Source organism: Streptomyces sp. NPDC036813 (genome assembly GCF_055609245.1).
Window position 1 is genome coordinate 228368 of the sequence record NZ_JBVJPV010000008.1, and the last position, 20162, is coordinate 248529.

General features: G+C 71.2%; 20 protein-coding genes. 9 read left to right on the plus strand and 11 right to left on the minus strand.

The annotated features are described in order from the left end of the window. Nucleotides 1-116 precede the first annotated feature (116 nt). From ACZ67Q_RS18905 to clpS, 5 genes are all read right to left on the minus strand, one after another. Nucleotides 117-212, minus strand: coding sequence for a putative leader peptide (locus tag ACZ67Q_RS18905; protein ID WP_019065921.1), 96 nt, complete (start codon nucleotides 210-212; stop codon nucleotides 117-119). Between the two features lie 91 nt (nucleotides 213-303). Further along, a complete protein-coding gene (locus ACZ67Q_RS18910) occupies nucleotides 304-726 on the minus strand; it encodes a M67 family metallopeptidase (RefSeq protein WP_471183208.1) in 423 nt (140 codons plus the stop codon). 133 nt (nucleotides 727-859) lie between these two features. After that, entirely contained in the window at nucleotides 860-2284 is a 1425-nt protein-coding gene (locus ACZ67Q_RS18915) for an amino acid permease (RefSeq protein ID WP_471183210.1), read from the minus strand. Nucleotides 2285-2604: 320 nt separating this feature from the next. Continuing rightward, nucleotides 2605-3210, minus strand: coding sequence for a DUF2017 domain-containing protein (locus ACZ67Q_RS18920; protein WP_471183213.1), 606 nt, complete (start codon nucleotides 3208-3210; stop codon nucleotides 2605-2607). 12 nt (nucleotides 3211-3222) lie between these two features. Next, the gene (clpS, locus tag ACZ67Q_RS18925; RefSeq protein WP_366834278.1) at nucleotides 3223-3540 is read right to left on the minus strand and encodes an ATP-dependent Clp protease adapter ClpS; all 318 of its coding nucleotides are present in this window, start codon (nucleotides 3538-3540) and stop codon (nucleotides 3223-3225) included. 120 nt (nucleotides 3541-3660) lie between these two features. Between clpS and ACZ67Q_RS18930 the strand changes: the two genes are divergently transcribed. Both ACZ67Q_RS18930 and ACZ67Q_RS18935 read left to right on the plus strand, forming a co-directional pair. Beyond that, nucleotides 3661-4989 (plus strand): nicotinate phosphoribosyltransferase, encoded by a 1329-nt coding sequence (locus tag ACZ67Q_RS18930; protein WP_471183216.1) that lies wholly within the window; start codon nucleotides 3661-3663, stop codon nucleotides 4987-4989. Nucleotides 4990-5287: 298 nt separating this feature from the next. Beyond that, nucleotides 5288-5881, plus strand: a complete 594-nt coding sequence (locus ACZ67Q_RS18935) for an isochorismatase family protein (RefSeq protein ID WP_471183218.1) — start codon at nucleotides 5288-5290, stop codon at nucleotides 5879-5881. 22 nt (nucleotides 5882-5903) lie between these two features. Here ACZ67Q_RS18935 and ACZ67Q_RS18940 read toward each other — a convergent pair whose 3' ends face one another. Next, nucleotides 5904-6245, minus strand: coding sequence for a hypothetical protein (locus ACZ67Q_RS18940; protein ID WP_361622523.1), 342 nt, complete (start codon nucleotides 6243-6245; stop codon nucleotides 5904-5906). Between the two features lie 145 nt (nucleotides 6246-6390). After that, a complete protein-coding gene (locus tag ACZ67Q_RS18945) occupies nucleotides 6391-8742 on the minus strand; it encodes an immune inhibitor A domain-containing protein (protein WP_471183221.1) in 2352 nt (783 codons plus the stop codon). A 344-nt stretch (nucleotides 8743-9086) separates the two neighbouring features. On the opposite strand from ACZ67Q_RS18945, the gene ACZ67Q_RS18950 reads away from it, so the two are divergent. After that, nucleotides 9087-9329: a hypothetical protein gene (locus ACZ67Q_RS18950; protein WP_471183223.1), complete on the plus strand. Its 243-nt coding sequence runs from the start codon at nucleotides 9087-9089 to the stop codon at nucleotides 9327-9329. A gap of 18 nt (nucleotides 9330-9347) precedes the next feature. Here ACZ67Q_RS18950 and ACZ67Q_RS18955 read toward each other — a convergent pair whose 3' ends face one another. Both ACZ67Q_RS18955 and ACZ67Q_RS18960 read right to left on the minus strand, forming a co-directional pair. Further along, nucleotides 9348-10022, minus strand: coding sequence for an RDD family protein (locus tag ACZ67Q_RS18955; protein ID WP_471183225.1), 675 nt, complete (start codon nucleotides 10020-10022; stop codon nucleotides 9348-9350). Nucleotides 10023-10124: 102 nt separating this feature from the next. Continuing rightward, a complete protein-coding gene (locus tag ACZ67Q_RS18960) occupies nucleotides 10125-12029 on the minus strand; it encodes an RDD family protein (protein WP_471183227.1) in 1905 nt (634 codons plus the stop codon). Nucleotides 12030-12262: 233 nt separating this feature from the next. On the opposite strand from ACZ67Q_RS18960, the gene ACZ67Q_RS18965 reads away from it, so the two are divergent. After that, nucleotides 12263-12673: an SsgA family sporulation/cell division regulator gene (locus ACZ67Q_RS18965; RefSeq protein WP_471183229.1), complete on the plus strand. Its 411-nt coding sequence runs from the start codon at nucleotides 12263-12265 to the stop codon at nucleotides 12671-12673. Between the two features lie 11 nt (nucleotides 12674-12684). Here the strand turns inward: ACZ67Q_RS18965 and ACZ67Q_RS18970 are convergent, their stop codons facing one another. After that, complete coding sequence (locus ACZ67Q_RS18970; protein ID WP_471183232.1) at nucleotides 12685-14091, minus strand: FAD-binding oxidoreductase; 1407 nt, start codon at nucleotides 14089-14091, stop codon at nucleotides 12685-12687. A gap of 92 nt (nucleotides 14092-14183) precedes the next feature. On the opposite strand from ACZ67Q_RS18970, the gene ACZ67Q_RS18975 reads away from it, so the two are divergent. Then, a complete protein-coding gene (locus tag ACZ67Q_RS18975) occupies nucleotides 14184-15602 on the plus strand; it encodes a tetratricopeptide repeat protein (protein ID WP_471183235.1) in 1419 nt (472 codons plus the stop codon). A gap of 20 nt (nucleotides 15603-15622) precedes the next feature. On the opposite strand, the gene hppD is transcribed toward ACZ67Q_RS18975, so the two are convergent. Further along, nucleotides 15623-16768 carry a 4-hydroxyphenylpyruvate dioxygenase gene (gene hppD / locus ACZ67Q_RS18980; RefSeq protein WP_471183238.1) on the minus strand — a complete coding sequence of 382 codons (1146 nt, stop codon included), beginning with the start codon at nucleotides 16766-16768 and terminating at the stop codon, nucleotides 15623-15625. A 123-nt stretch (nucleotides 16769-16891) separates the two neighbouring features. On the opposite strand from hppD, the gene ACZ67Q_RS18985 reads away from it, so the two are divergent. Genes ACZ67Q_RS18985 through ACZ67Q_RS19000 form a run of 4 tightly spaced genes read left to right on the plus strand, consistent with a single transcriptional unit; the run spans nucleotide 16892 to nucleotide 20120 of the window. Next, nucleotides 16892-17374, plus strand: a complete 483-nt coding sequence (locus tag ACZ67Q_RS18985; protein ID WP_469813341.1) for an Lrp/AsnC family transcriptional regulator — start codon at nucleotides 16892-16894, stop codon at nucleotides 17372-17374. Nucleotides 17375-17393: 19 nt separating this feature from the next. Then, nucleotides 17394-18041 carry an ABC transporter permease gene (locus ACZ67Q_RS18990; protein WP_471183242.1) on the plus strand — a complete coding sequence of 216 codons (648 nt, stop codon included), beginning with the start codon at nucleotides 17394-17396 and terminating at the stop codon, nucleotides 18039-18041. Next, on the plus strand, nucleotides 18034-19308 hold the full coding sequence (locus ACZ67Q_RS18995) for a betaine/proline/choline family ABC transporter ATP-binding protein (protein WP_471183245.1): 1275 nt from the start codon (nucleotides 18034-18036) through the stop codon (nucleotides 19306-19308). Before ACZ67Q_RS18990 ends, ACZ67Q_RS18995 begins: the two co-directional genes overlap by 8 nt. Further along, complete coding sequence (locus tag ACZ67Q_RS19000) at nucleotides 19305-20120, plus strand: ABC transporter permease (RefSeq protein ID WP_471183248.1); 816 nt, start codon at nucleotides 19305-19307, stop codon at nucleotides 20118-20120. Before ACZ67Q_RS18995 ends, ACZ67Q_RS19000 begins: the two co-directional genes overlap by 4 nt. Nucleotides 20121-20162: the final 42 nt, after the last annotated feature.

Sequence of the window (20162 nt, forward strand, 5' to 3'; positions counted from 1 at the left end):
AGGGCTCCTGTCGGAAGGTGTCGTCGGTTCGGTCAGGCGCGCGCACCCGGGGGTGGACCCGGGATCTCGGCACTGCGGGAGCGCCGCGGCCACGGTCGGACGGCGGCAGCAGAAGATCAACAGATGGCGCTGTTCAGCCTGCACAGGTCGACGTGCAGCCGCGCCACGAGCAGCGTGCCCGGCGCCTTGTCGCTCACGTCGAGAAGAACCATGGGCTCATCGTATCGATTCCCTTGCCCGGTCCCGGAGTGTGATTCCGTATGCCGGACGTAATTCGTCCGGTAAGTGAGACGCGGGACGGATTCAGTAGGACTCCACGACCCTGACCTCCTCCTCCGTGACCTCGCCGTCCACGATCCGGAAGGAGCGGAACTGGAACTCGCCGAGGCTGTCGGTGTCGGCGGTGGAGACGAGGACGTAGTGGGCGCCGGGTTCGTTGGCGTAGGAGATGTCGGTGCGCGAGGGGTGGGCCTCGGTGGCGGTGTGGGAGTGGTAGATGACCACCGGTTCCTCGTCGCGGTCGTCCATCTCGCGGTAGAGCTTGAGCAGGTCGCCCGAGTCGAACTCGTAGAACGTGGGCGACATGGCCGCGTTCAGCATGGGGATGAAGCGCTCGGGGCGGTCCGAGCCGGCCGGGCCCGCGACGACGCCGCACGCCTCGTCGGGGTGGTCCTTGCGGGCGTGGGCGACGATCTGGTCGTAGAGGGCCTGGGTGATGGTCAGCATGGGGCTCAGGATAAGCAGAAGGGCCGTTCCGTACCGAGGGTTGGTACGGAACGGCCCGTATGCCGGACGTCCTGAGCGGCGGCCGCAGCGGGGCGCCACGAGAGCTCCCTGCGGCGGGACGTCCCGGGGTGGCTCAGCCGACCCGGTCCAGCTCCGGCTCGCGGCGCTGGGTGACCTCCGGGTTGCGTGCCTTGAGCACGGCCCAGCCGATGCCGAGGGCGATGGCCCAGCCGGCCATGACGTACAGGCAGATGCGCGACTCGCTGTCGTAGGCGATCAGGCCGGTGACGAAGAGGAGGAACGCGATGGCGACGTAGGAGCACTTCGCGCCGCCCGGCGCGGGGAAGGCGGAGGCGGGCAGCCGGCCGGCGACCACCGCGCGGCGGTACAGCACGTGGCTGACCAGGATCATCAGCCAGGTCCAGATGCCGGCCGCGGTGGCGACGGAGGTGACGTAGCCGAAGGCCTTCTCCGGGACGACGTAGTTCAGCACCACGCCGATGGCCATGAAGCCGACGGAGACGGTGATGCCGAACGCCGGCGTCTTGGTGGAGGACAGCTTCCGGAAGGCCCGGGGCGCCTCGCCGTTGTCGGCCAGGGTGCGCAGCATGCGGCCCGTGGAGTACATGCCGGAGTTGCAGGACGACAGGGCGGCGGTGAGCACGACGAAGTTGACGATGCCAGCGCCGGCCGGGATGCCGATCTCCGCGAACGCCTTCACGAAGGGGCTGACGCCGGCGGCGAACTCGGTCCACTTCACCACGCACAGGATGACGGTGAGGGCGCCGACGTAGAACAGGGCGATACGCCAGGGCAGGGTGTTGATCGCCTTCGGGAGGGTCTTCTCCGGGTCCTCCGACTCGCCGGCGGTGACGCCGACCAGCTCGACGGCGAGGTAGGCGAACATCACGCCCTGCAGGGTCATCAGGGACGAGCCGATGCCCTTGGGGAAGAAGCCCTCGAAGGCCCACAGGTTGGAGACGGCGGCGGTGTCACCGGCGGAGGAGAAGCCGAAGGTGAGCACGCCGAGACCGATCACGATCATGCCGATCAGGGCGGTGACCTTGACCATCGAGAACCAGAACTCCAGCTCACCGAAGAGCTTCACGGAGATCAGGTTCACGCCGAACAGGATCACCAGGAAGACCAGTGCCGTGACCCACTGCGGGACGGCCGGGAACCAGTAGTTCACGTAGATCGCCGCGGCCGTCAGCTCGGCCATGCCGGTGACGACCCACATCAGCCAGTACGTCCAGCCGGTGAAGTAGCCGAAGAACGGGCCGAGGAATTCGCGCGAGTACTCGGCGAACGAGCCCGAGACGGGACGGTAGAGCAGGAGCTCGCCGAGCGCCCGCATGATGAAGAAGATGATCACGCCCGCGAGGGCGTACATCAGGATGAGGCTGGGACCCGCCTTGGCGATGTTCGCCCCGGCCCCCAGGAACAGACCCACGCCGACGGCTCCGCCGATCGCGATCATCTGGACCTGCCGGCTGCCGAGCCCGCGCTCGTACCCCTCCTCAGGGGTGGTCCCCTTGTCGACCTGCGCAGAGGTCATGTGTGGTGCGCCTTTCTCCATGCCGATCCGGGCCTTGAGTCGGCCGCGGATCGGGTCTCGATCCCCCCGGATGAAATGGAGCTGTTGCCTGGCCGGCGGTTGCCGGCTCGGTGGCGCACCCGGCTGAACATGGGTGGTGTTCGCCGGGCGGTCGTGAAGATTTATCACGGCCGCAACAGAGATCACAGATGCGCCCTGTGGCGCATCACACAGGGAGAACCGGACAAAGGCCACCCGAAAGGGGCGAACGGGGGCATCGATTTCACAGGATCGTTATCCGGATTTGAGCGTCCTCTGAGCGAACACCGTCCGGGGGCGGATCAGGGCATAAGGGTCGTGACGAGCGTCTCCTGTAGACCACCCAGCCACAGGTACGCCATCACCATCGGCTTGCGCGGGTCCTCGTCGGGCAGCCGGTAGAGCAGATCGGTGTCGTCCTCGTCGGTGATCTCCAGGCGGGAGCCGATCGCCAGGCGCAGATCGTTCAGCGCGCCCAGCCACTGCTGGGACTCCTCGGGGGAGAGCTTGAGGACCGCGCCGCCGTCGCCCGCGGAGTTCAGGGCGTCCAGCGAGCGGATGACGGCGAGTGCGTTCTCGCGCTTGCCGGCCCGCAGATCGTTCTCGGTGTAGCGGCGGAACTCCGCGGAGTGCGCCGCACGCTCCTCCGCCTCCCGCGTACTGGCCGGCTGCCCCTCGGGATCGGTGTAGGCGTCGGGGAACAGACGCCTGAGGACCGGGTCGGACGGCGGCTCGCTCGGGCCCTCGGCGAACAGCTCGGCGAGCGGATCGGCCTGGGCGTCCTCGGCGGGGCCCGGGCCGATCAGCTCCAGGAGCTGCACCGCGAGGGAGCGGATGATGGAGATCTCGACGTCGTCGAGCGCGACGGCCGCGCCGCCGCCGGGGAGCGGTTCGAAGGTTCCTGGCATGGAGGAGGTTCGCTACTTCCGGTCCTGCTGGAGGGTGGCCCACAGACCGTAGCCGTGCATGGCCTGCACGTCGCGTTCCATCTCCTCGCGGCTCCCGCTGGAGACGACCGCCCTGCCCTTGTGGTGGACGTCGAGCATGAGCTTGGTGGCCTTGTCCTTGGAGTACCCGAAGTACGTCTGGAAGACGTAGGTCACATAGCTCATGAGGTTGACGGGGTCGTTGTGGACGATCGTCACCCAGGGAACGTCGGGCTCGGGTACGGCGGACACCTCTTCCGCCGACTCGGTCTTCTCGATCTCGATGGGTGCGGCTGCCGTCACACTGCCCATGCTGCCACCTGAGGGGGGTACTCGCACAAACCGCCCCCCGGCGGTGCGGAATTCGGGGCGGGTGCAGATCACACACAGCCAAAATCGTCAGAGTGACGAAATGGGGGTAGCATCCTCCCCATGAACACAGCGGACCTTGGGCTGCCGGTGGACGTTCCCTCGACGGCGCTCTTCACGGACCACTACGAGCTGACGATGCTGCAGGCCGCACTGAAGGCCGGTACGGCCGGGCGGCGGAGCGTGTTCGAGGTCTTCACCCGGCGGCTGCCGGACGGACGGCGCTACGGCGTCGTCGCCGGCACCGGACGCGTCCTGGACGCGGTGGAGAACTTCCGCTTCGACGCCGACGTGCTCGGCTTCCTGCGCGAACGCGCGATCGTCGACGACGAGACACTGGACTGGCTCGCCGGCTACCGCTTCACCGGGGACATCTGGGGCTACCCCGAGGGCGAGGTGTACTTCCCGGGCTCGCCGATCCTGCGGGTGGAGGGCTCCTTCGCCGAGTGCGTGCTGCTCGAGACGGTGATCCTCTCCATCCTCAACCACGACTCCGCGATCGCCGCGGCCGCGTCCCGGATGTCGTCGGCGGCCGGCGAGCGGCCGCTGATCGAGATGGGCGCCCGGCGCACCCACGAGCTGTCCGCGGTGGCCGCGGCCCGCGCGGCGTACGTCGGCGGGTTCACCTCCACCTCCGACCTAGCGGCCGGCTTCCGCTACAACATCCCCACCGTCGGCACCTCCGCGCACGCCTTCACGCTGCTGCACGACCGCGAGCGGGACGCCTTCCAGGCCCAGGTGGACTCCATGGGCCGGGGCACCACGCTGCTGGTGGACACCTACGACGTCGCCGAGGCCGTACGGACCGCCGTGGAGATCGCCGGGCCCGAGCTGGGCGCGGTGCGCATCGACTCCGGTGACCTGCTGCTGGTGGCGCACCGGGTGCGCCAGCAGCTGGACGAGCTGGGCGCACGGAACACGAAGATCATCGTGACCTCGGACCTCGACGAGTACGCCATCGCCTCGCTGGCGGCGGCGCCGGTGGACGCGTACGGAGTGGGCACGCAGCTGGTGACCGGCTCCGGGCACCCGACGTCCTCCATGGTGTACAAGCTGGTCGCCCGGGCCGAGACCGCGGACCCGCGCTCGCCGCTGAAGGCGGTGGCGAAGAAGTCCTCCGGCGGGAAGACGTCCGTCGGGGGCCGCAAGTGGGCCGCGCGGCGGCTGGACGCGTACGGCGTGGCCGAGGCCGAGGTCGTGGGCACCGGGGCGGTGCCGACCGAGCTGGCGGACCGGCAGCTGCTGGTGGAGCTGGTGAAGGGGGGCGAGGTCGTGGGGCGCGAACCGCTCGACGTCGCCCGGGACCGCCACGCGGCGGTGCGCGCCGGTCTGCCCTTGTCTGCGACACAGCTTTCCCGCGGGGAGCCCGTGCTGCCGACGGAGTACCTGTAGGCCGGCTGCGGCCGTCCGGGGGTGGGGGGCGCAGCCCGGCGCGACGGGGTGCGCCACCCAAGCTCTTCGAGCAGGGGATCCCCAGCGCCCACCCGCGCCGCCCCAGCGGCACGACTGCCCGCAGCTGAGCCGACCCAGGGGCGGGGGGAACTGCGCGACCGGCCACCCGCACCCGCCAACGATCCGCGCCCACCCCCACAGGCGCCGCAGGCAGCCCGTGACTGCCCGCAGTCAGGCAGGGGTAGACAGCCCCTGTCGCAGGAACCCGTAGACCCCATAGCCGAAGGACACCCACACCATGCGTCGCGCCTTGATCGTCGTCGATGTGCAGAACGACTTCTGCGAGGGGGGCAGCCTCGCGGTGGCCGGGGGTGCCGACGTCGCCGCCGCCATCACCGAGCTGATCGGGCAGGCGCCCGCCGGCTACCGGCACGTGGTGGCCACCCGGGACCACCACATCGCGCCCGGCGGCCACTTCGCGGACGAGCCCGACTACATCCGCTCCTGGCCGGCGCACTGTGTCGCCGGCACCGAGGGCGTCGGCTTCCACCCGAACTTCGCGCCCGCCGTCGCCTCCGGCGCGATCGACGCCGTCTTCGACAAGGGCGCCTACACGGCCGCCTACAGCGGTTTCGAGGGCGCCGACGAGAACGGCGTGCCGCTCGCCGACTGGCTGCGTGCCCGGGAGATCGACGAGGTGGACGTCGTCGGGATCGCCACCGACCACTGTGTGCGGGCCACCGCGCTGGACGCGGCACGGGAGGGCTTCCGTACCCAGGTCCTGCTCGACCTGACCGCCGGGGTGGCCCAGGAGACCACCGACCGGGCGCTGGAGGAGCTGCGCGAGGCGGGCGTGGAGCTGACCGGCAAACCGGTCGTGGCCCGCGGCTGACCCGGGCCCGGGGGCCGGGTCCTCAGGTCTGGGGCGTCGGGCGGCGCAGCAGGGAGCGGATCGGGTGCCACAGCTCGGTCACCAGGTCGGGCGAGCCGACACCGTTGTCCGGTGCGGTACGCCACACCAGGCCGTCGGGGTGGTGCAGCACGGCCGTGATCTCGTCCGGGGTCGGCGGCGCCGCGTTGCCGCGCAGGTAGACCGCCCGCAGTCCCAGGTTGCGCAGCCGGGTCAGGGCGCGCGCCCGGTTCTGGGCGTGAACGAGGACCCGCACGCCTGCGGGGCCGTCGCCGGCGGGGCTGGGCAGGTTCAGCGCAACCACCACCGTGCCGTTCGGCAGCTTGCAGAAACCTCCTGCGGCCATCTGGTCACATCCCCGTTTCGGTCGGCCCGGGCGCCGGTATCGACGCCGGTGTCAATAAGACAGTCACAGCACGCACCTAAACACGATCGGCGGCAACCCGCCAGGGGGTTGCCGCCGATACGCGTCTGACCTGCGGAAATGGTGACTACTTCACCGCGGGGCCGACCAGGAGGTTGATCGTGGAGCCGTCCTTGGCCTCCTTGACGATCTGGATCCGGGTGTTCGTGTCAGTGACCTTGACACCGGACGCCGGGTTCGAGGCGTCCCAGTAGGTGTTCGCGTGGTCGTTGAAGACCGAGACGCCCGAGGACGGCCAGATCTTCGTCGCGACGTCCGCCTTGTGCAGCGTGATGCCGTCCGTCGGGTACAGGCTGAAGGGCGCGTCGTAGGACTGGATGCGGCCGCGCATCAGCGTGCCGTCCTTCCAGCGCAGCGCCTCCGGGTGGGAGTCGATCGGCAGGATCAGACCGGCGCCGGGGTGGGTGCCGGTGTTGTTGTCCGCCTGCGAGGTGTCCCACTTCCAGATCAGCAGACCGTTCTGGTACGGGTAGTGCTCCACCCAGTCCGGACGGGTCGTGGAGAAGCCGAAGTTGTACGGACCGGTCTTCAGCGTCTTGTCGTACGACACGTACTGCCGGTTCTCGGCGATGTAGTACTGCGCGTAGTCCTTGGTGAAGGACGCGCCGATGCGGGAGAAGCCGGCCGCCGTCCACGCGGCGTCCGCGCTCTCGGCGTTGTCGGAGAACAGGGTGGCGCCGTCGGCGGTCACCGCGATCTCGTCGGCCGCGAAGCCCTTGAGGGCGACGCCGCCGTCCGTCTGGTAGCGGAAGCGCAGGTCGATCTTCTTGCCCGCGTAGGCGTCGAGCGAGTACGCGAGCTTCTTGTAGCCGTCGACCGAACCGGTCAGGGCCGGCTTGTCGCTGCCGTCGCGCGGGATCGGCTGACCGTTCACCGTGCCGTCGAGGGCGGTCCAGTTGGCGCCGCCGTCGGTGGACACCTCGGTGTAGAGGTAGTCGTAGCCCGCCTCGATGTCGTACCAGCCGTCGAGCGTGAGGGCGGCCGACTTCTTGCCCGTGAGGTCCACGCTGCGGGTCAGCGTGTTCTTCAGGTCGTCACCGCTGCCGCTCCACCACTGGGCGCTGCCCTGGGCGGGCTGGACGACCGTGGTGGTGACCGCCTTGTCGGGCAGGTTCACCACGAGCGCCTGCTTGTTCCAGGTGTTGTACTCGGCGACGCCCAGCTTGTGGCTGGACTGCTTGCCGGCCTTGGCGGTGTCGTAGTTGAGCCAGCCGAGCTGGAGCTTGTCCCAGGCGTTCATGTCGCCGGGCAGGTCGCCGATGGCGTCCTTGCCGCGGCCGAGCCAGGAACCGGAGGACATCAGCGTCCAGAAGCCGGTGGAGTTCTCGCCGCCCGCGGTGTCGTACTCGTCGGGCAGGCCGAGGTCGTGGCCGTACTCGTGGGCGTAGACCCCGAGGCCGCCGTTCTCCGGCTGGATGGTGTAGTCGCCGACCCAGACGCCGGTGTTGCCGATCTGCGCTCCGCCCAGCTTGTTGCTCGCGGGGCCGGTGGCGCCGGCGTCGGTGCCGAAGGCGTACCAGCGGTGGGCCCAGATCGCGTCCTTGCCCTGAGCGCCGCCGCCCGCGGACTCGTCCTCGCCGGCGTGCACGATCTGGAAGTGGTCGATGTAGCCGTCGGGCTCGTTGAAGTTGCCGTCGCCGTCGTAGTCGTACCGGTCCCACTGGTCGAACTGGGCGACGTCCGACTTGATCTGGGCGTCGGTGCGGCCGGCCGCCTTCTGCTGCGCGACCCAGGCGTTCAGGCCGTCGCTGACGACGTTCCACACGCTCGGGCAGTTGGTGGAGCCGCAGGCGTTGTTGCCGTAGCGAGCCTCGTTGTAGGGCACCTTGACCCAGTCGGCGACCTCGCCGTCGACCGAGTAGCGGCCCGAGGACTGCTTCTCGTAGTACTTCTTCACCGACTCGACGTTCTTGCCGGTGCCGAAGTAGAGGTCCTGGAAGTGCTGGCGGTTGTAGTCCGCCTGCCAGGCCGTGGAGTTGTCCTTGGTGCGGTCGGGGGCCGCGATCGTGTTGTGCAGCGGACCGGGCGTGCCGCCGAACTTGGGGTCCGTCCGGTCGCCGAACTCCACCAGGATGGTGAAGATCTTGTCGGTCTTCTCGCGGCCCAGCTCGACGTACTTGCTGTCGCCCTTCTTGCTCTTGAGCTGAACGACCTTGGAGCCGTTCTTGTCCTTCACCTGGGCCTTGCCGGATATGACCTGGTCGAGCGCCTCCTGGCGCTGCGCTTCCTGGGTCTTGCTCAGCGGGCCGTCCAGGTCGTGCTTCTGCTGCTTCACCGGCGCCGGGTCGTGCCGGTCCACGTTCGTGGCGCCGGCGGTCGTGGCCGCCTCGGCCACCGCGAAGGTGGTGAAACCGGCGGAGGCCGCCGCGAGCGCGACACCGATGGCCGCCGCTCTGTACGTCCAGGATCTACTGGTCACTTGAGTTCCTCCCCCGCGTGAGCGCACGCGGAAGGGGGCCCTGGTCATGGCGGGGGACCGCGCGCGCGTGATCAACGCGTGTAATCAAGTGACGACATTTGACTAGAGGTTTGAGAGAAAAGACAGATCTTGACTTGCACAAGTCAAGTGCACTATGCGGAGAAGGGGTTCGCTTTGCGGACACCGGGCGCTCATCCTGTCGTCGCTCGGACACGCTTCGCCGGTGACTCGGTGCGCCCCCTGTGCACCGGCACTGTTGGTCAGGTCACGCTTACCGTTCGTTCCCCTCGGGCATGCACGCGAATAGAGTCGAGCACACCCCCGCTTCCGAGGACACGATTGCCATGCCTCGTCCGACCGTCGCACAGCTCGTCTACGGGTCGACCACCGTGATCTTCTCGACGCTCGCCATGCTGCTGCTGTCGCAGACGAGTTCGGGACCGGCGATCGCGGTCATAGCCGTCGCGGCACTCGCGCTCGGGTTGCTCGTCGCGGTGACCGTGCCGACCCCCACGCCCTCCCGGGCGGCACCGGCGTCCGGTGCCGCCGAGAAGGCGGTGCGGCAGCCGACGGCGTCCGTGCGCTGAGCGCGGACCGACGGGGCGTCACCGGGTGGACACAACTACTGTCTTGGCCGCTTTGTCGTGCAGGCCCTGTTTGTAGGGTTTGTCGAAGAAGCTCCAGCCACCGCAGATCACCGTCCAGATACAGGCGCAGCAGAAGGCGAACGGGATCCACAGCACGGCCGCCCGGATCAGCGACGTCTGCACGGAGGGGTTCTGGCCATTGTCGAGGACCGCGACCCGCATGTTCAGCCACTTCTTGCCGAGCGTCTGACCCGACCTGGTGATCATGAAGGTGTCGTAGGCGATATAGAGGACGGCGGCGACGAAGGACTCACCGATCGACTTGCTGACCTCGATCTTGGTGTCGTCCATCGTGTACTCGTTGACGCCGAAGCCCCAGGAGAGCAGCCAGACGACGATGCCGACGAGGATCATGTCGATGATCCTCGCCAGCGTGCGCTTGCCGCTCTCGGCGAGCGGCGGCATACCGGCCAGCGGGTCGCCGGGGTAGCCGCCCCCGCCGTAGGGAGAGCCGTAGGGCGGAGGCGGGGTCTTGCCGCCGCCGTAGGGGGTGTCGTACGGCGAGCCCTGCCCGGGTCCGGGCGGGGGCGGGTTGTCGTACGGCGAGCCCTGCCCCGGGCCGGGCGGGGGCTGCTTGCGGAACGGGTCGTCGTCGGGCGGCGGGCCGGAGCCGTGGGGCGGTTCGCTGCTCATGGCCCGAGTGGACCGCGAAGCCCGGTGCTGTGCACCCGGCGGGCGGCCGGACGGAGTAGCGGAGAGGGAACACCGGGTGACGCTCCCTCAGCCGACGGCCCCTCAGCCCGCGACGAAGGTGTGCGCCGCCTTGTCGTGCCAGCACTGGTGCCACGGACGGTCGAACAGGCACCACAGGACACCGATCACCCCTACGGCGAGCAGGCCGGGGATGCTGTAGACCAGCCAGCGGCGCAGCGCGGCGCCGAACGCCGGGGCCTCGTGCGCCTCGATGTCCCGCACCTCCAGGCCGAGCAGCTTCTTACCGAGCGTGCGGCCCCAGCGCGCGGTCGGCAGCGCCTCGTAGAGGACGCCGGCCACGAGCAGGACCGCGAGCACGATGCCGAGGTAGACGCCCGTGGTGCCGTCCACCAGCCAGACGGTGACCTCGCGGCCGGACAGCCTGGCCGTGTCGATCTTCTCGTTGATGTGGTCGGCGGCCTTCGTCCCGAGGGGTACGGCGGCCGCGGAGGTGATGGCGCCGAGGACCAGCGTGTCGATCAGCCGGGCGGCCAGCCGCTTGCCCAGCCCCGCGGGGCGCGCCGCCGCCTGGCGCCGGGCGGCGGCCTGGAACACGTCCTCGACGGGCGGCTTCCAGGGCGCCACGGGCTGCTCGCCGTCCGCGGCGCCGGCCAGGTGGTGGACCTGCTGCGCCCAGGAGGCCTGCCCGCCCCCGGGGCCGGTGGTGACCGGCGTGGCGAGCGGGGCTGCGGCTGCGGGCTGGGGGGCCGGGATGGGCTGGTGGCCGGGGACGGGCTGAGGTGCGGCTCCCTGGTGCGGGACGCCGGGGGCGGTGGTGGACGTGGGTGCGGCCGAAGCGGGGGTGGAGCGCTGGGGGCCGGACAGCGGGGTGGCGGCAACTCCCGCGCCCGCGCCCGGCGTCTGCGTCCCGGTGGCACGGCCCGCGCCCGGCGTCTGCGTCCCGGTGGCACGGTCGCCCACGCCACCGGTCCCCGGCGCACCGAAGCCCGCCGCGCCGGCGGCACCCCGGGGGCCCTGCGCCGTCGCGCCGGGGCCTGCCTGCGGGCCCTGGGCGGACGGGGCGGACGGTGTCCCCGCGCGTGGGGAGACCGCCCGGAACGTCATCGTGCCCTCGTCGGAGCCGCGGCCCGTGCCGGGCCGGGCACCGCCGCCCGCGGAGGGGGCCGGGGCACCCTGGCCCGCGCCCGCTCCACCGGTCGGACGCCGGAAGACGAACGTGCCGTCGGCGGGCACGTCACCCGAGGCCGGGCCGGAGCCCGGGGAGCCGGCCGAGCCCGGGGTGCCTGCCGCACCCGGGGTGCCGGCCGCGACCGGGGCACCGGCGGAGCCCGGAGTACCGGCGGAGCCCGGAGTACCGGCGGAGGCCGTGGTCGGTCGGCCGTCGGCCGGGAGGCGGGGGTCGGCGCCCGGTGCGGCTCCCCACGACACGCGCCGGTCGGGCTCGCCGCCGAAGCCGGACTGCTGGGACCGGTCGGCGCCCCACGAGGACGCCGGCTCCGGCCAGGACTGCCCGGCGCCCTGCCCGGCACCGGCCTGCACCGCACCACCGCCGTGCCCACCGCCGCCCTGGGCCGGGCCCGGACCGCCGGCTTGCGCAAAGCCGCCTGCCGCAGGCCCCTGCGGGCCGCCGTGCCCGGCACGTCCCGCCACGGGCCCCTGCGCCGGGCCGCCCTGTGCCGCGCCACCGCCGCCCGGCGCCGGTCCCGACGTGGGGCCGCCCGGTGCCGCCGCGCCCCGGTCCTCGGCGAGCGGAGCCGGCTGCGGGTCCTCGTCGAAGAAGTGCGGGCCGGTCTCCTCGACCGCGGGGGCCGCCGGGCGGACGCCCGGCGGAGGGGCGAGCAGTTCGCCGTCCGTCGGCGCCGGACGGCTGGTGCCCGGTACCCAGGCGGCACCGTTCCAGTACCGGACGTATCCGGGGATGGACGGGTCCGGGTAATAGCCTTCGCGGGGCCGGTCGTCGCCGGGGGCCGGGGTTGGGGCGCTCATGTCCGTCGTCCCGTATCTGTCGAGGGGGTCGTATGACGGCCTCCACATCTATCAGACGAGCGCAAGCGCCACTGCCTCTCCCGCCGTACCCACCCCTTTCCGGGCAACGCCGCACCCCTTCCTTCACCACCCCGGAAAAAAATCCCCGCAACCCGCGTAATGCTCGCGGTGCCACGCCCTCTCCCTCGTGCGGGCCCATCGCAGGGCCCCCCGACACGAGAGGAAGGTCGACCATGCACACCGTCGTGGAGCGCGAACTGGAGCTGCGGCTGATCCTGTCGCCGGAGCGCGCCATCCCCGTCCCGGCCCGCCTGGCCTACCGCACCGACGACCCCTACGCCGTCCACATCACCTTCCACATCAACTCCGACCATCCGGTGCACTGGACGTTCGCCAGGGAGCTGCTGGTGGAGGGCGTGTTCCGGCCGTGCGGGCACGGGGACGTGCGGGTGTGGCCGACGAAGACCGACGGGCACAGTGTCGTCCTGATGGCGCTCAGCTCCCCGGACGGGGACGCCCTGCTGGAGGCGCCGGCCGCCCAGGTCTCGGCGTGGCTGGAGCGCACACTGCGGGTGGTGCCGCCGGGCAGCGAGAGCGAGCAGCTGGGGATCGACGACGCGCTCGACCAGCTGCTCGCCCGGTGACCGGCGACAACTCAGAAGAGCTTTCCGGGGTTGAGGATGCCCAGCGGGTCGAAGACCTGTTTGACGGCCCGCTGCATCTCCACGCCCACGGGGCCGATCTCGCGGGCCAGCCACTCCTTCTTCAGCACGCCCACGCCGTGCTCGCCGGTGATCGTGCCGCCCAGTTCCAGGCCGAGGGCCATGATCTCGTCGAAGGACTCGCGGGCGCGCCGCGACTCGTCGGGGTCGGCGGCGTCGAAGCAGACGGTCGGGTGGGTGTTGCCGTCACCGGCGTGCGCGCACACGCCGATCGTCAGTTCGTACTTCTCGGCGATGCGCTCGACGCCGGCGAGCATGTCGCCGAGCCGGGTACGGGGCACGCACACGTCGTCGATCATCGTCGTGCCCTTCACCGCTTCCAGGGCCGTCAGGGACAGCCGGCGGGCCTGGAGCAGCAGTTCCGACTCGGCCGCGTCGTCGGCGGGGACGACCTGGGTGGCGCCGGCCGCCTCGCACAGCGCGCCGACGGCGGCGAGGTCGGCGGCCGGGTCGGGGGTGTCGAAGGCGGCGAGCAGGAGTGCCTCGGTGGTCTCGGGCAGGCCCATGTGGGCCAGATCGTTGACCGCCCGGACCGTCGTCGAGTCCATCAGTTCGAGGAGTGACGGGACGTGCCCGGCCTCCATGATCGTGCAGACGGCGTCGCAGGCGGCGGTCACCGAGGCGAACTCCGCCGCCAGCACCAGCTGCTCGGGCGGCTTCGGCTTGAGCGCGAGGACGGCCCTGACGACGACGCCGAGGGATCCCTCGGCGCCCACGAACAGCCGGGTCAGGTCGTATCCGGCGACGCCCTTGGCGGTGCGCCGGCCGGTGGACATCAGGCGGCCGTCGGCGAGGACGACGTCGAGACCGAGGACGTACTCCGCGGTCACCCCGTACTTCACGCAGCACAGGCCGCCGGCGGCGGTGCCGATGTTCCCGCCGACGGTGCACATCTCCCAGCTGGAGGGGTCGGGCGGGTAGTACAGGCCGTGTTCGTTCACCGCGCGGGAGAGCGTCGCGTTGATCACGCCCGGTTCGACGACGGCGACGCGGTCGACCGGGTTGATCTCCAGGATGCGGTCCATCTTGGTGAGGGACAGCGCGATGCAGCCGTCGGTGGCGTTGGCACCGCCGGACAGGCCCGTGCGGGCGCCCTGCGGGACGACCGGGACGCGCAGCTCGGTGGCGGTGCGCATCACGTGCTGCACCTGCTCGACCGTGCGCGGCAGGACCACCACGGCCGGAACACCGGCCGGGCAGAAACTCGCCATGTCGTGGGCGTAGGAGGCCGTGACGTCGGAGTCGGTGAGGACCGCCTCGGCCGGCAGGACGGCGCGCAGCCGGTCGACGAGGTTGCCGGTCTGCTCGTCGCGAGGCGCTTCGATACGGCTCATGATCACAGGTTCGCACCCGGGGCCATCGGTGTGAACCCCGTGTACGGCGGCCGCAGTATGCCCGGGGACGGCCGGGGCGGCGACGCACAGTGAGCGTCATGGAGAACCAGGAGTGTGCCGTGGAAGCCGCCGCGCCCGTGCGTCGCCGGTGGCCCGTCCGGGTCCTTCTCGCCTCGCTCGCCGGGTCCCTCGTGCTCGGCGGGGCGCTGGCGCTGTGGCCTGCCGGCGGGCCCGCGGGACAGCCGCCGGCGCCGGCCCCGGGGGCGCAGGCGCAGGCCGCGGTGCGCGCCGGGGTGCCGGCGGCGCTGCCCGGTCTGGACGCGCTGATCGGCGACCGGGAGGCGTATGTGCGCACGCATCCCAAGGACGCGGCGGCGTGGGCGGTGCTGGGCGCGGCCTATGTGGAGCAGGGACGCAGGACGGCTGATGCGGCCGGGGCGTTTGTGAAGGCGGAGCGGGCGCTGCGGACCTCGCTGACGGTGCGGGCGCGGGGTAACGCCGGGGCGCTGGAGGGGCTCGCGGTGCTGGCGAACGCGCGGCGGGACTTCCGGGTGGCGCGCGGCTTCGCGGAGCAGGCGCTGAAGACGCAGCCGAAGCGGTGGACGGCGTATCCGCCGCTGATCGACGCCTGCACCGGGCTCGGTGACTACAAGGCGGCGGGGCGCGCCCTGGAGTCGCTGACGGCGGCGCACTCGGGTCCGGCGGTGCGGGCGTGGGCCGCGGGCGTGTACCGCGACCAGGGCCGGCGGGAGGATGCGGCGGCGGCGCTGGCGGACGCGGCGGCGGCCGCGCAGGGGCCGGCCGAACAGGCGGCCTATCTGGAGCGGGCGGGGCAGCTGGCGTTCGAGCGCGGCGAGCCGGACGCGGCGCTGCGGCACTTCGAGCAGGCGGTGCGGCTGGACCCGGACCAGCGGGCGGCGCAGGCCGGGCAGGGCCGGGCGCTGGCGGCGCTGGGGCGCACCTCGGAGGCGCTGAACGCCTACCGGGTGGCGCTGGAGCGGCAGCCGCTGCCCGAGTACGCGCTGGAGCTGGGCGAGTTGTACGAGTCGCTGGGGCTGACCCAGCCGGCCCGGGTGAGTTACGACCTGCTGCGCGAGCGGGTGCGGCTGCGGGAGGCGGGCGGGGTGGACGACGCGCTCGTCCTCGGCCGTCTGGAGGCCGACCACGGGGACCCGGCCGAGGCGGTACGGCTGCTGCGCACGGAGTGGCAGCGCCAGCCGGGCATCGAGGTGGCCGACGCGCTGGGCTGGGCGCTGCACCGGGCGGGGCAGGACACGGAGGCGCTGCGGTACGCGGCGACCGCGACGGACCGGGAGCACGGCGGCACGGTGCGCAGCGCGCCGTACGCCTATCACCGGGGCATGATCGAGAAGTCCCTGGGGCAGGCGGCCCCGGCCCGCAGGCACCTCCAGGAGGCCCTGCGGATCAACCCGTACTTCTCACCCCTGGCCGTCCGCGAGGCACGCACGGCACTGGCCGCACTGGGCGAGCCGCCGGAGGCCGCGCTGCCGCGCTGACCTCCGGGCGGAGCCGTCGGCTACAGGTTGCCGCGCTTCTCCTGCTCCCGCTCGATCGCCTCGAACAGGGCCTTGAAGTTGCCCTTGCCGAAGCCCATGGAGCCGTGGCGTTCGATGATCTCGAAGAAGACGGTCGGCTTGTCCTGGACCGGCTTGGTGAAGATCTGCAGCAGGTAGCCGTCCTCGTCGCGGTCGGCGAGGATCTTCAGCTCGCGCAGGGTGTCCACCGGAACGCGGGTCTCGCCGACCCACTCCCCCAGCGTGTCGTAGTAGGAGTCCGGGGTGTCGAGGAACTCGACACCGGCCGCGCGCATGGTGCGCACGGTCTCGACGATGTCGCCGGTGTTCAGCGCGATGTGCTGGCAGCCGGGGCCGTTGTAGAACTCCAGGTACTCGTCGATCTGGGACTTCTTCTTGGCGATCGCCGGCTCGTTGAGCGGGAACTTCACCTTCAGGGTGCCGTCGGCCACGACCTTGGACATCAGCGCCGAGTACTCGGTGGCGATGTCGTCGCCCACGAACTCCTTCATGTTCGTGAAGCCCATGACCTTGTTGTAGAAGGCCACCCATTCGTCCATCTTGCCGAGTTCGACGTTGCCGACGCAGTGGTCGATCGCCTGGAAGGTGCGCTGCGCGGGCGGCGCGACGATCGGCTTGGCGGCGACGTAACCGGGCAGGTAGGGGCCGTCGTAGCCGGTGCGCTCGACCAGGGTGTGGCGGGTCTCGCCGTAGGTGGCGATCGCGGCGAGGACGACCGTGCCGTGCTCGTCTTTGAGTTCGTACGGCTCGGCGACGCTCTTCGCGCCCTGCTCGACGGCGTAGGCGTAGGCGGCGCGCGCGTCCGGCACCTCGATGGCGAGGTCGACGACGCCGTCGCCGTGCTCGGCCACGTGCCGGGCCAGGAAGTGGCCCCAGGCGGTGGCCGGCTTGATCACCGAGGTGAACACGAACCGGGCGGAGCCGTTCTCGAGCACATAGCTCGCGGTCTCGCGGCTGCCGTTCTCCGGTCCGGAGTAGGCGACCAGCGTCATGCCGAAGGCGGTGGAGTAGTAGTGCGCGGCCTGCTTGGCGTTGCCCACGGCGAAGACGACCGCGTCCATTCCCTTGACCGGGAAGGGGTCGGCCTGCCGGGCGGTGTCGGGAGTGTGGTGTGTGGTCTGCGTCATAGCCGAAGCCTGGCCCCGCTCTGCAAGGTGCGCAATAGTTTGCGTATTCACTGGGCATTCTGATCAGCGACACGGCCGTACCAGCGGCCTTTCTGTACAGGATGCCCACCCGGGGAGGCTGCTGTGGCGATCGATCACCTGGACGGCCGGATCATCGTGCTGCTCGCACAGGAACCGCGGATCGGGGTGCTGGAGATGTCCCGGCGGCTGGGGGTGGCACGCGGGACCGTGCAGGCGCGCCTGGACCGGCTTCAGTCGAACGGAGTCATCCGCGGATTCGGTCCCGAGGTGGACCCGGCGGCCCTGGGCTACCCGGTCACCGCGTTCGCCACGCTGCAGATCCGGCAGGGTCAAGGGGCCGACGTACGCGCCCACTTGGCGTCCGTGCCGGAGGTGCTGGAGCTGCACACCACGACCGGCACCGGGGACATGCTGTGCCGGCTGGTGGCCCGTTCCAACGCCGATCTCCAGCGGGTGATCGACCGGGTCGTCGGTTTTGATGGCATCGTCCGGGCCTCCACCGCGATCGTGATGGAGAACCCCGTGCCGCTGCGGGTCATCCCGCTGGTGCAGCAGGCGGCGGAGGACCGGGAGCGGACCATGTGACCCGACGGGGGGGAGGCCGGTGACCTTCTGGGAGTACCTCGGCAGCCGCCATCAGCAGTTGCTCACCGACGCCTACCAGCACGCCAGCGTCGTCTTCCAGTGCATGGTGCTGGCGACCGCGCTGGGCGTGCTCATCGCGGTGGCGACCTACCGCAGCGAGTGGGCCGGCAACCTGGCGACGCTGACCACGTCCACCATCCTCACCATCCCCTCCCTCGCCATGATCGGCCTGCTCGTCCCGGTCGTGGGGCTCGGTGTGCCGCCGACCGTGGTCACGCTGACCCTGTACGGGCTGCTGCCGGTCGTGCGCAACGCGATCGTCGGTCTGCGCGGGGTCGATCCGGCGCTGGTGGACGCGGCGCGCGGCATCGGCATGTCGGGGCCGGCGCGGCTGGTGCGGGTGGAGCTGCCGCTGGCGTGGCCGCCGATCCTGACCGGCATCCGTGTCTCCACCCAGATGCTGATGGGGATCGCCGCCATCGCCGCCTACGCCTCCGGGCCCGGACTCGGCAACGAGATCTTCCGCGGGCTCGCCTCGCTGGGCAGCAAGAACGCGCTCAACCAGGTGCTCGCGGGCACCCTCGGGATCATCGTGCTGGCCCTGCTGTTCGACGCCGCGTACGTCCTGATCGGACGGCTGACCATCCCCAGGGGGATCCGTGCCTGACGCACATGACGTGTCCGACCGCTCCGAGGCGCCCGCGGCGTCCGTCGCCGGGGCGGCCATCGAGCTGGAGAACCTGACCAAGCGTTACCCGGGCAACCCCCACCCGGCCGTCGACAACGTCACCATGGAGATCAAGGCCGGTGAGACCGTGATCTTCGTCGGTCCGTCCGGCTGCGGGAAGTCGACCACACTGAAGATGATCAACCGGCTGATCGAGCCGACCGGTGGCCGCATCCGGATCGGCGGCGAGGACGTCACCGACATGGACCCGGTGAAGCTGCGCCGCAAGGTCGGTTACGCCATCCAGTCGGCCGGGCTCTTCCCGCACATGACCGTCGCCCAGAACATCGCGCTCGTCCCGAAGATGGTCGGCTGGTCCAAGTCCCGCATCCGCGCCCGCGTGGAGGAGCTGCTGGACCTGGTCGGGCTCGACCCCGGCGAGTTCCACGGCCGTTACCCGCGCCAGCTCTCCGGCGGGCAGCAGCAGCGCGTCGGCGTGGCCCGGGCGCTGGCCGCCGACCCGCCGGTGCTGCTGATGGACGAGCCGTTCGGCGCGGTCGACCCGATCACCCGCGACCACCTCCAGGACGAGCTGATCCGCCTGCAGCGCGAGCTGCACAAGACGATCGTCTTCGTCACCCACGACTTCGACGAGGCCATCAAGCTCGGCGACCGCATCGCGGTGCTGCGGGAGCGCTCGCACATCGCGCAGTTCGACACCCCGGAGGCCATCCTCACCAACCCCGCCGACGACTTCGTCTCCGGCTTCGTCGGCGCCGGGGCGGCCCTGAAACGGCTGAACCTCACCCGCGTACGGGATGTGGAGATCACCGACTATCCGACGGTCACCGTGGACACCCCGCTGCAGCAGATCTTCGGGCTTCTGCGCTCGAGCGGCACCAACGAGATCCTGCTGCTCGACCGGCGCCGGCGCCCCTACAAGTGGCTCAGGCGCGGCGACCTGATGCGGGCCCGGGGTTCGCTGGCGCGGGCGGGCACGCTGGTCAGCGACACGGTGACGCGGGACGCGACCCTGCGCGACGCGCTGGAGGCGGTGCTCACCGACAGCGCCGGGCGGGTCGCGGTGACCGGGCGGCACGGCGCGTACACCGGCGTCGTCGACATGGAGACGCTGATGAACTCCGTGCACGAACTGCTGGAGGCCGACCGGCTGGAGGCGATGGAGCACCAGCACGAGCTGGCGGTGGCGCGCTCGGCGCAGACCCACGCGGAGCAGGAGGGCGAGGCCGGGGGACGCAAGGCATGAGCGACGCCGAGGAGCTGAGGGACGAGCGGGTCGACGAGGAGGAGCCGCCGCCCCCGGGCCGGCCCGCCGCCCGGCGGCGGGTGAGCTGGCAGAAGCTGACCTTCCTGCCCGCTGTGCTGGTCGCCCTGCTGCTGGCGACCTGGCTGTGGTTCCGGCAGGCCGACCTGGACCAGATCTCGAAGAACGCCCTGTCGGGCGGCCAGGTCTCCAAGGCGCTGTGGCAGCACGTGCAGCTGACGGTGATCTCCACCTTCTTCGTGCTGATCATCGCGATCCCGCTGGGCATCCTGCTGACCCGCCCGGCGTTCCGGCGGGCCACCCCGGTGGCGATGACGTTCGCCAACATGGGGCAGGCCACTCCGGCGATCGGTCTGCTGGCGCTGCTGGTGATCTGGCTGGGCATCGGCCGCCGGGCCGCCCTGATCGGCATCATCGCCTACGCCATCCTGCCGGTGCTGTCGAACACCATCGCCGGCCTGCGCGCCAACGACCCCACGCTGCTGGAGGCCGCCCGCGGCATCGGGATGTCCCCGCTCGGGGTGCTGCGGCAGGTGGAACTGCCGCTCGCGGTACCGCTGATCCTCGCCGGAGTGCGTACGGCGCTGGTGCTGAACGTCGGCACGGCGACCCTGGCCGCGTTCGGCGGGGGCGGCGGTCTTGGGGTGCTCATCACGACGGGGATCACCAACCAGCGGATGCCGGTGCTGGTACTGGGCTCCGTCCTCACCGTCGCGCTCGCCCTGCTGGTGGACTGGCTGGCGTCGCTCGCGGAACTGCTGCTGAAGCCGCGGGGGCTGGAGGTGGGAACGTGAGACGGCCCGTCCGTGTCCTGCTGGGCTGTGTGCTGCTGGCGG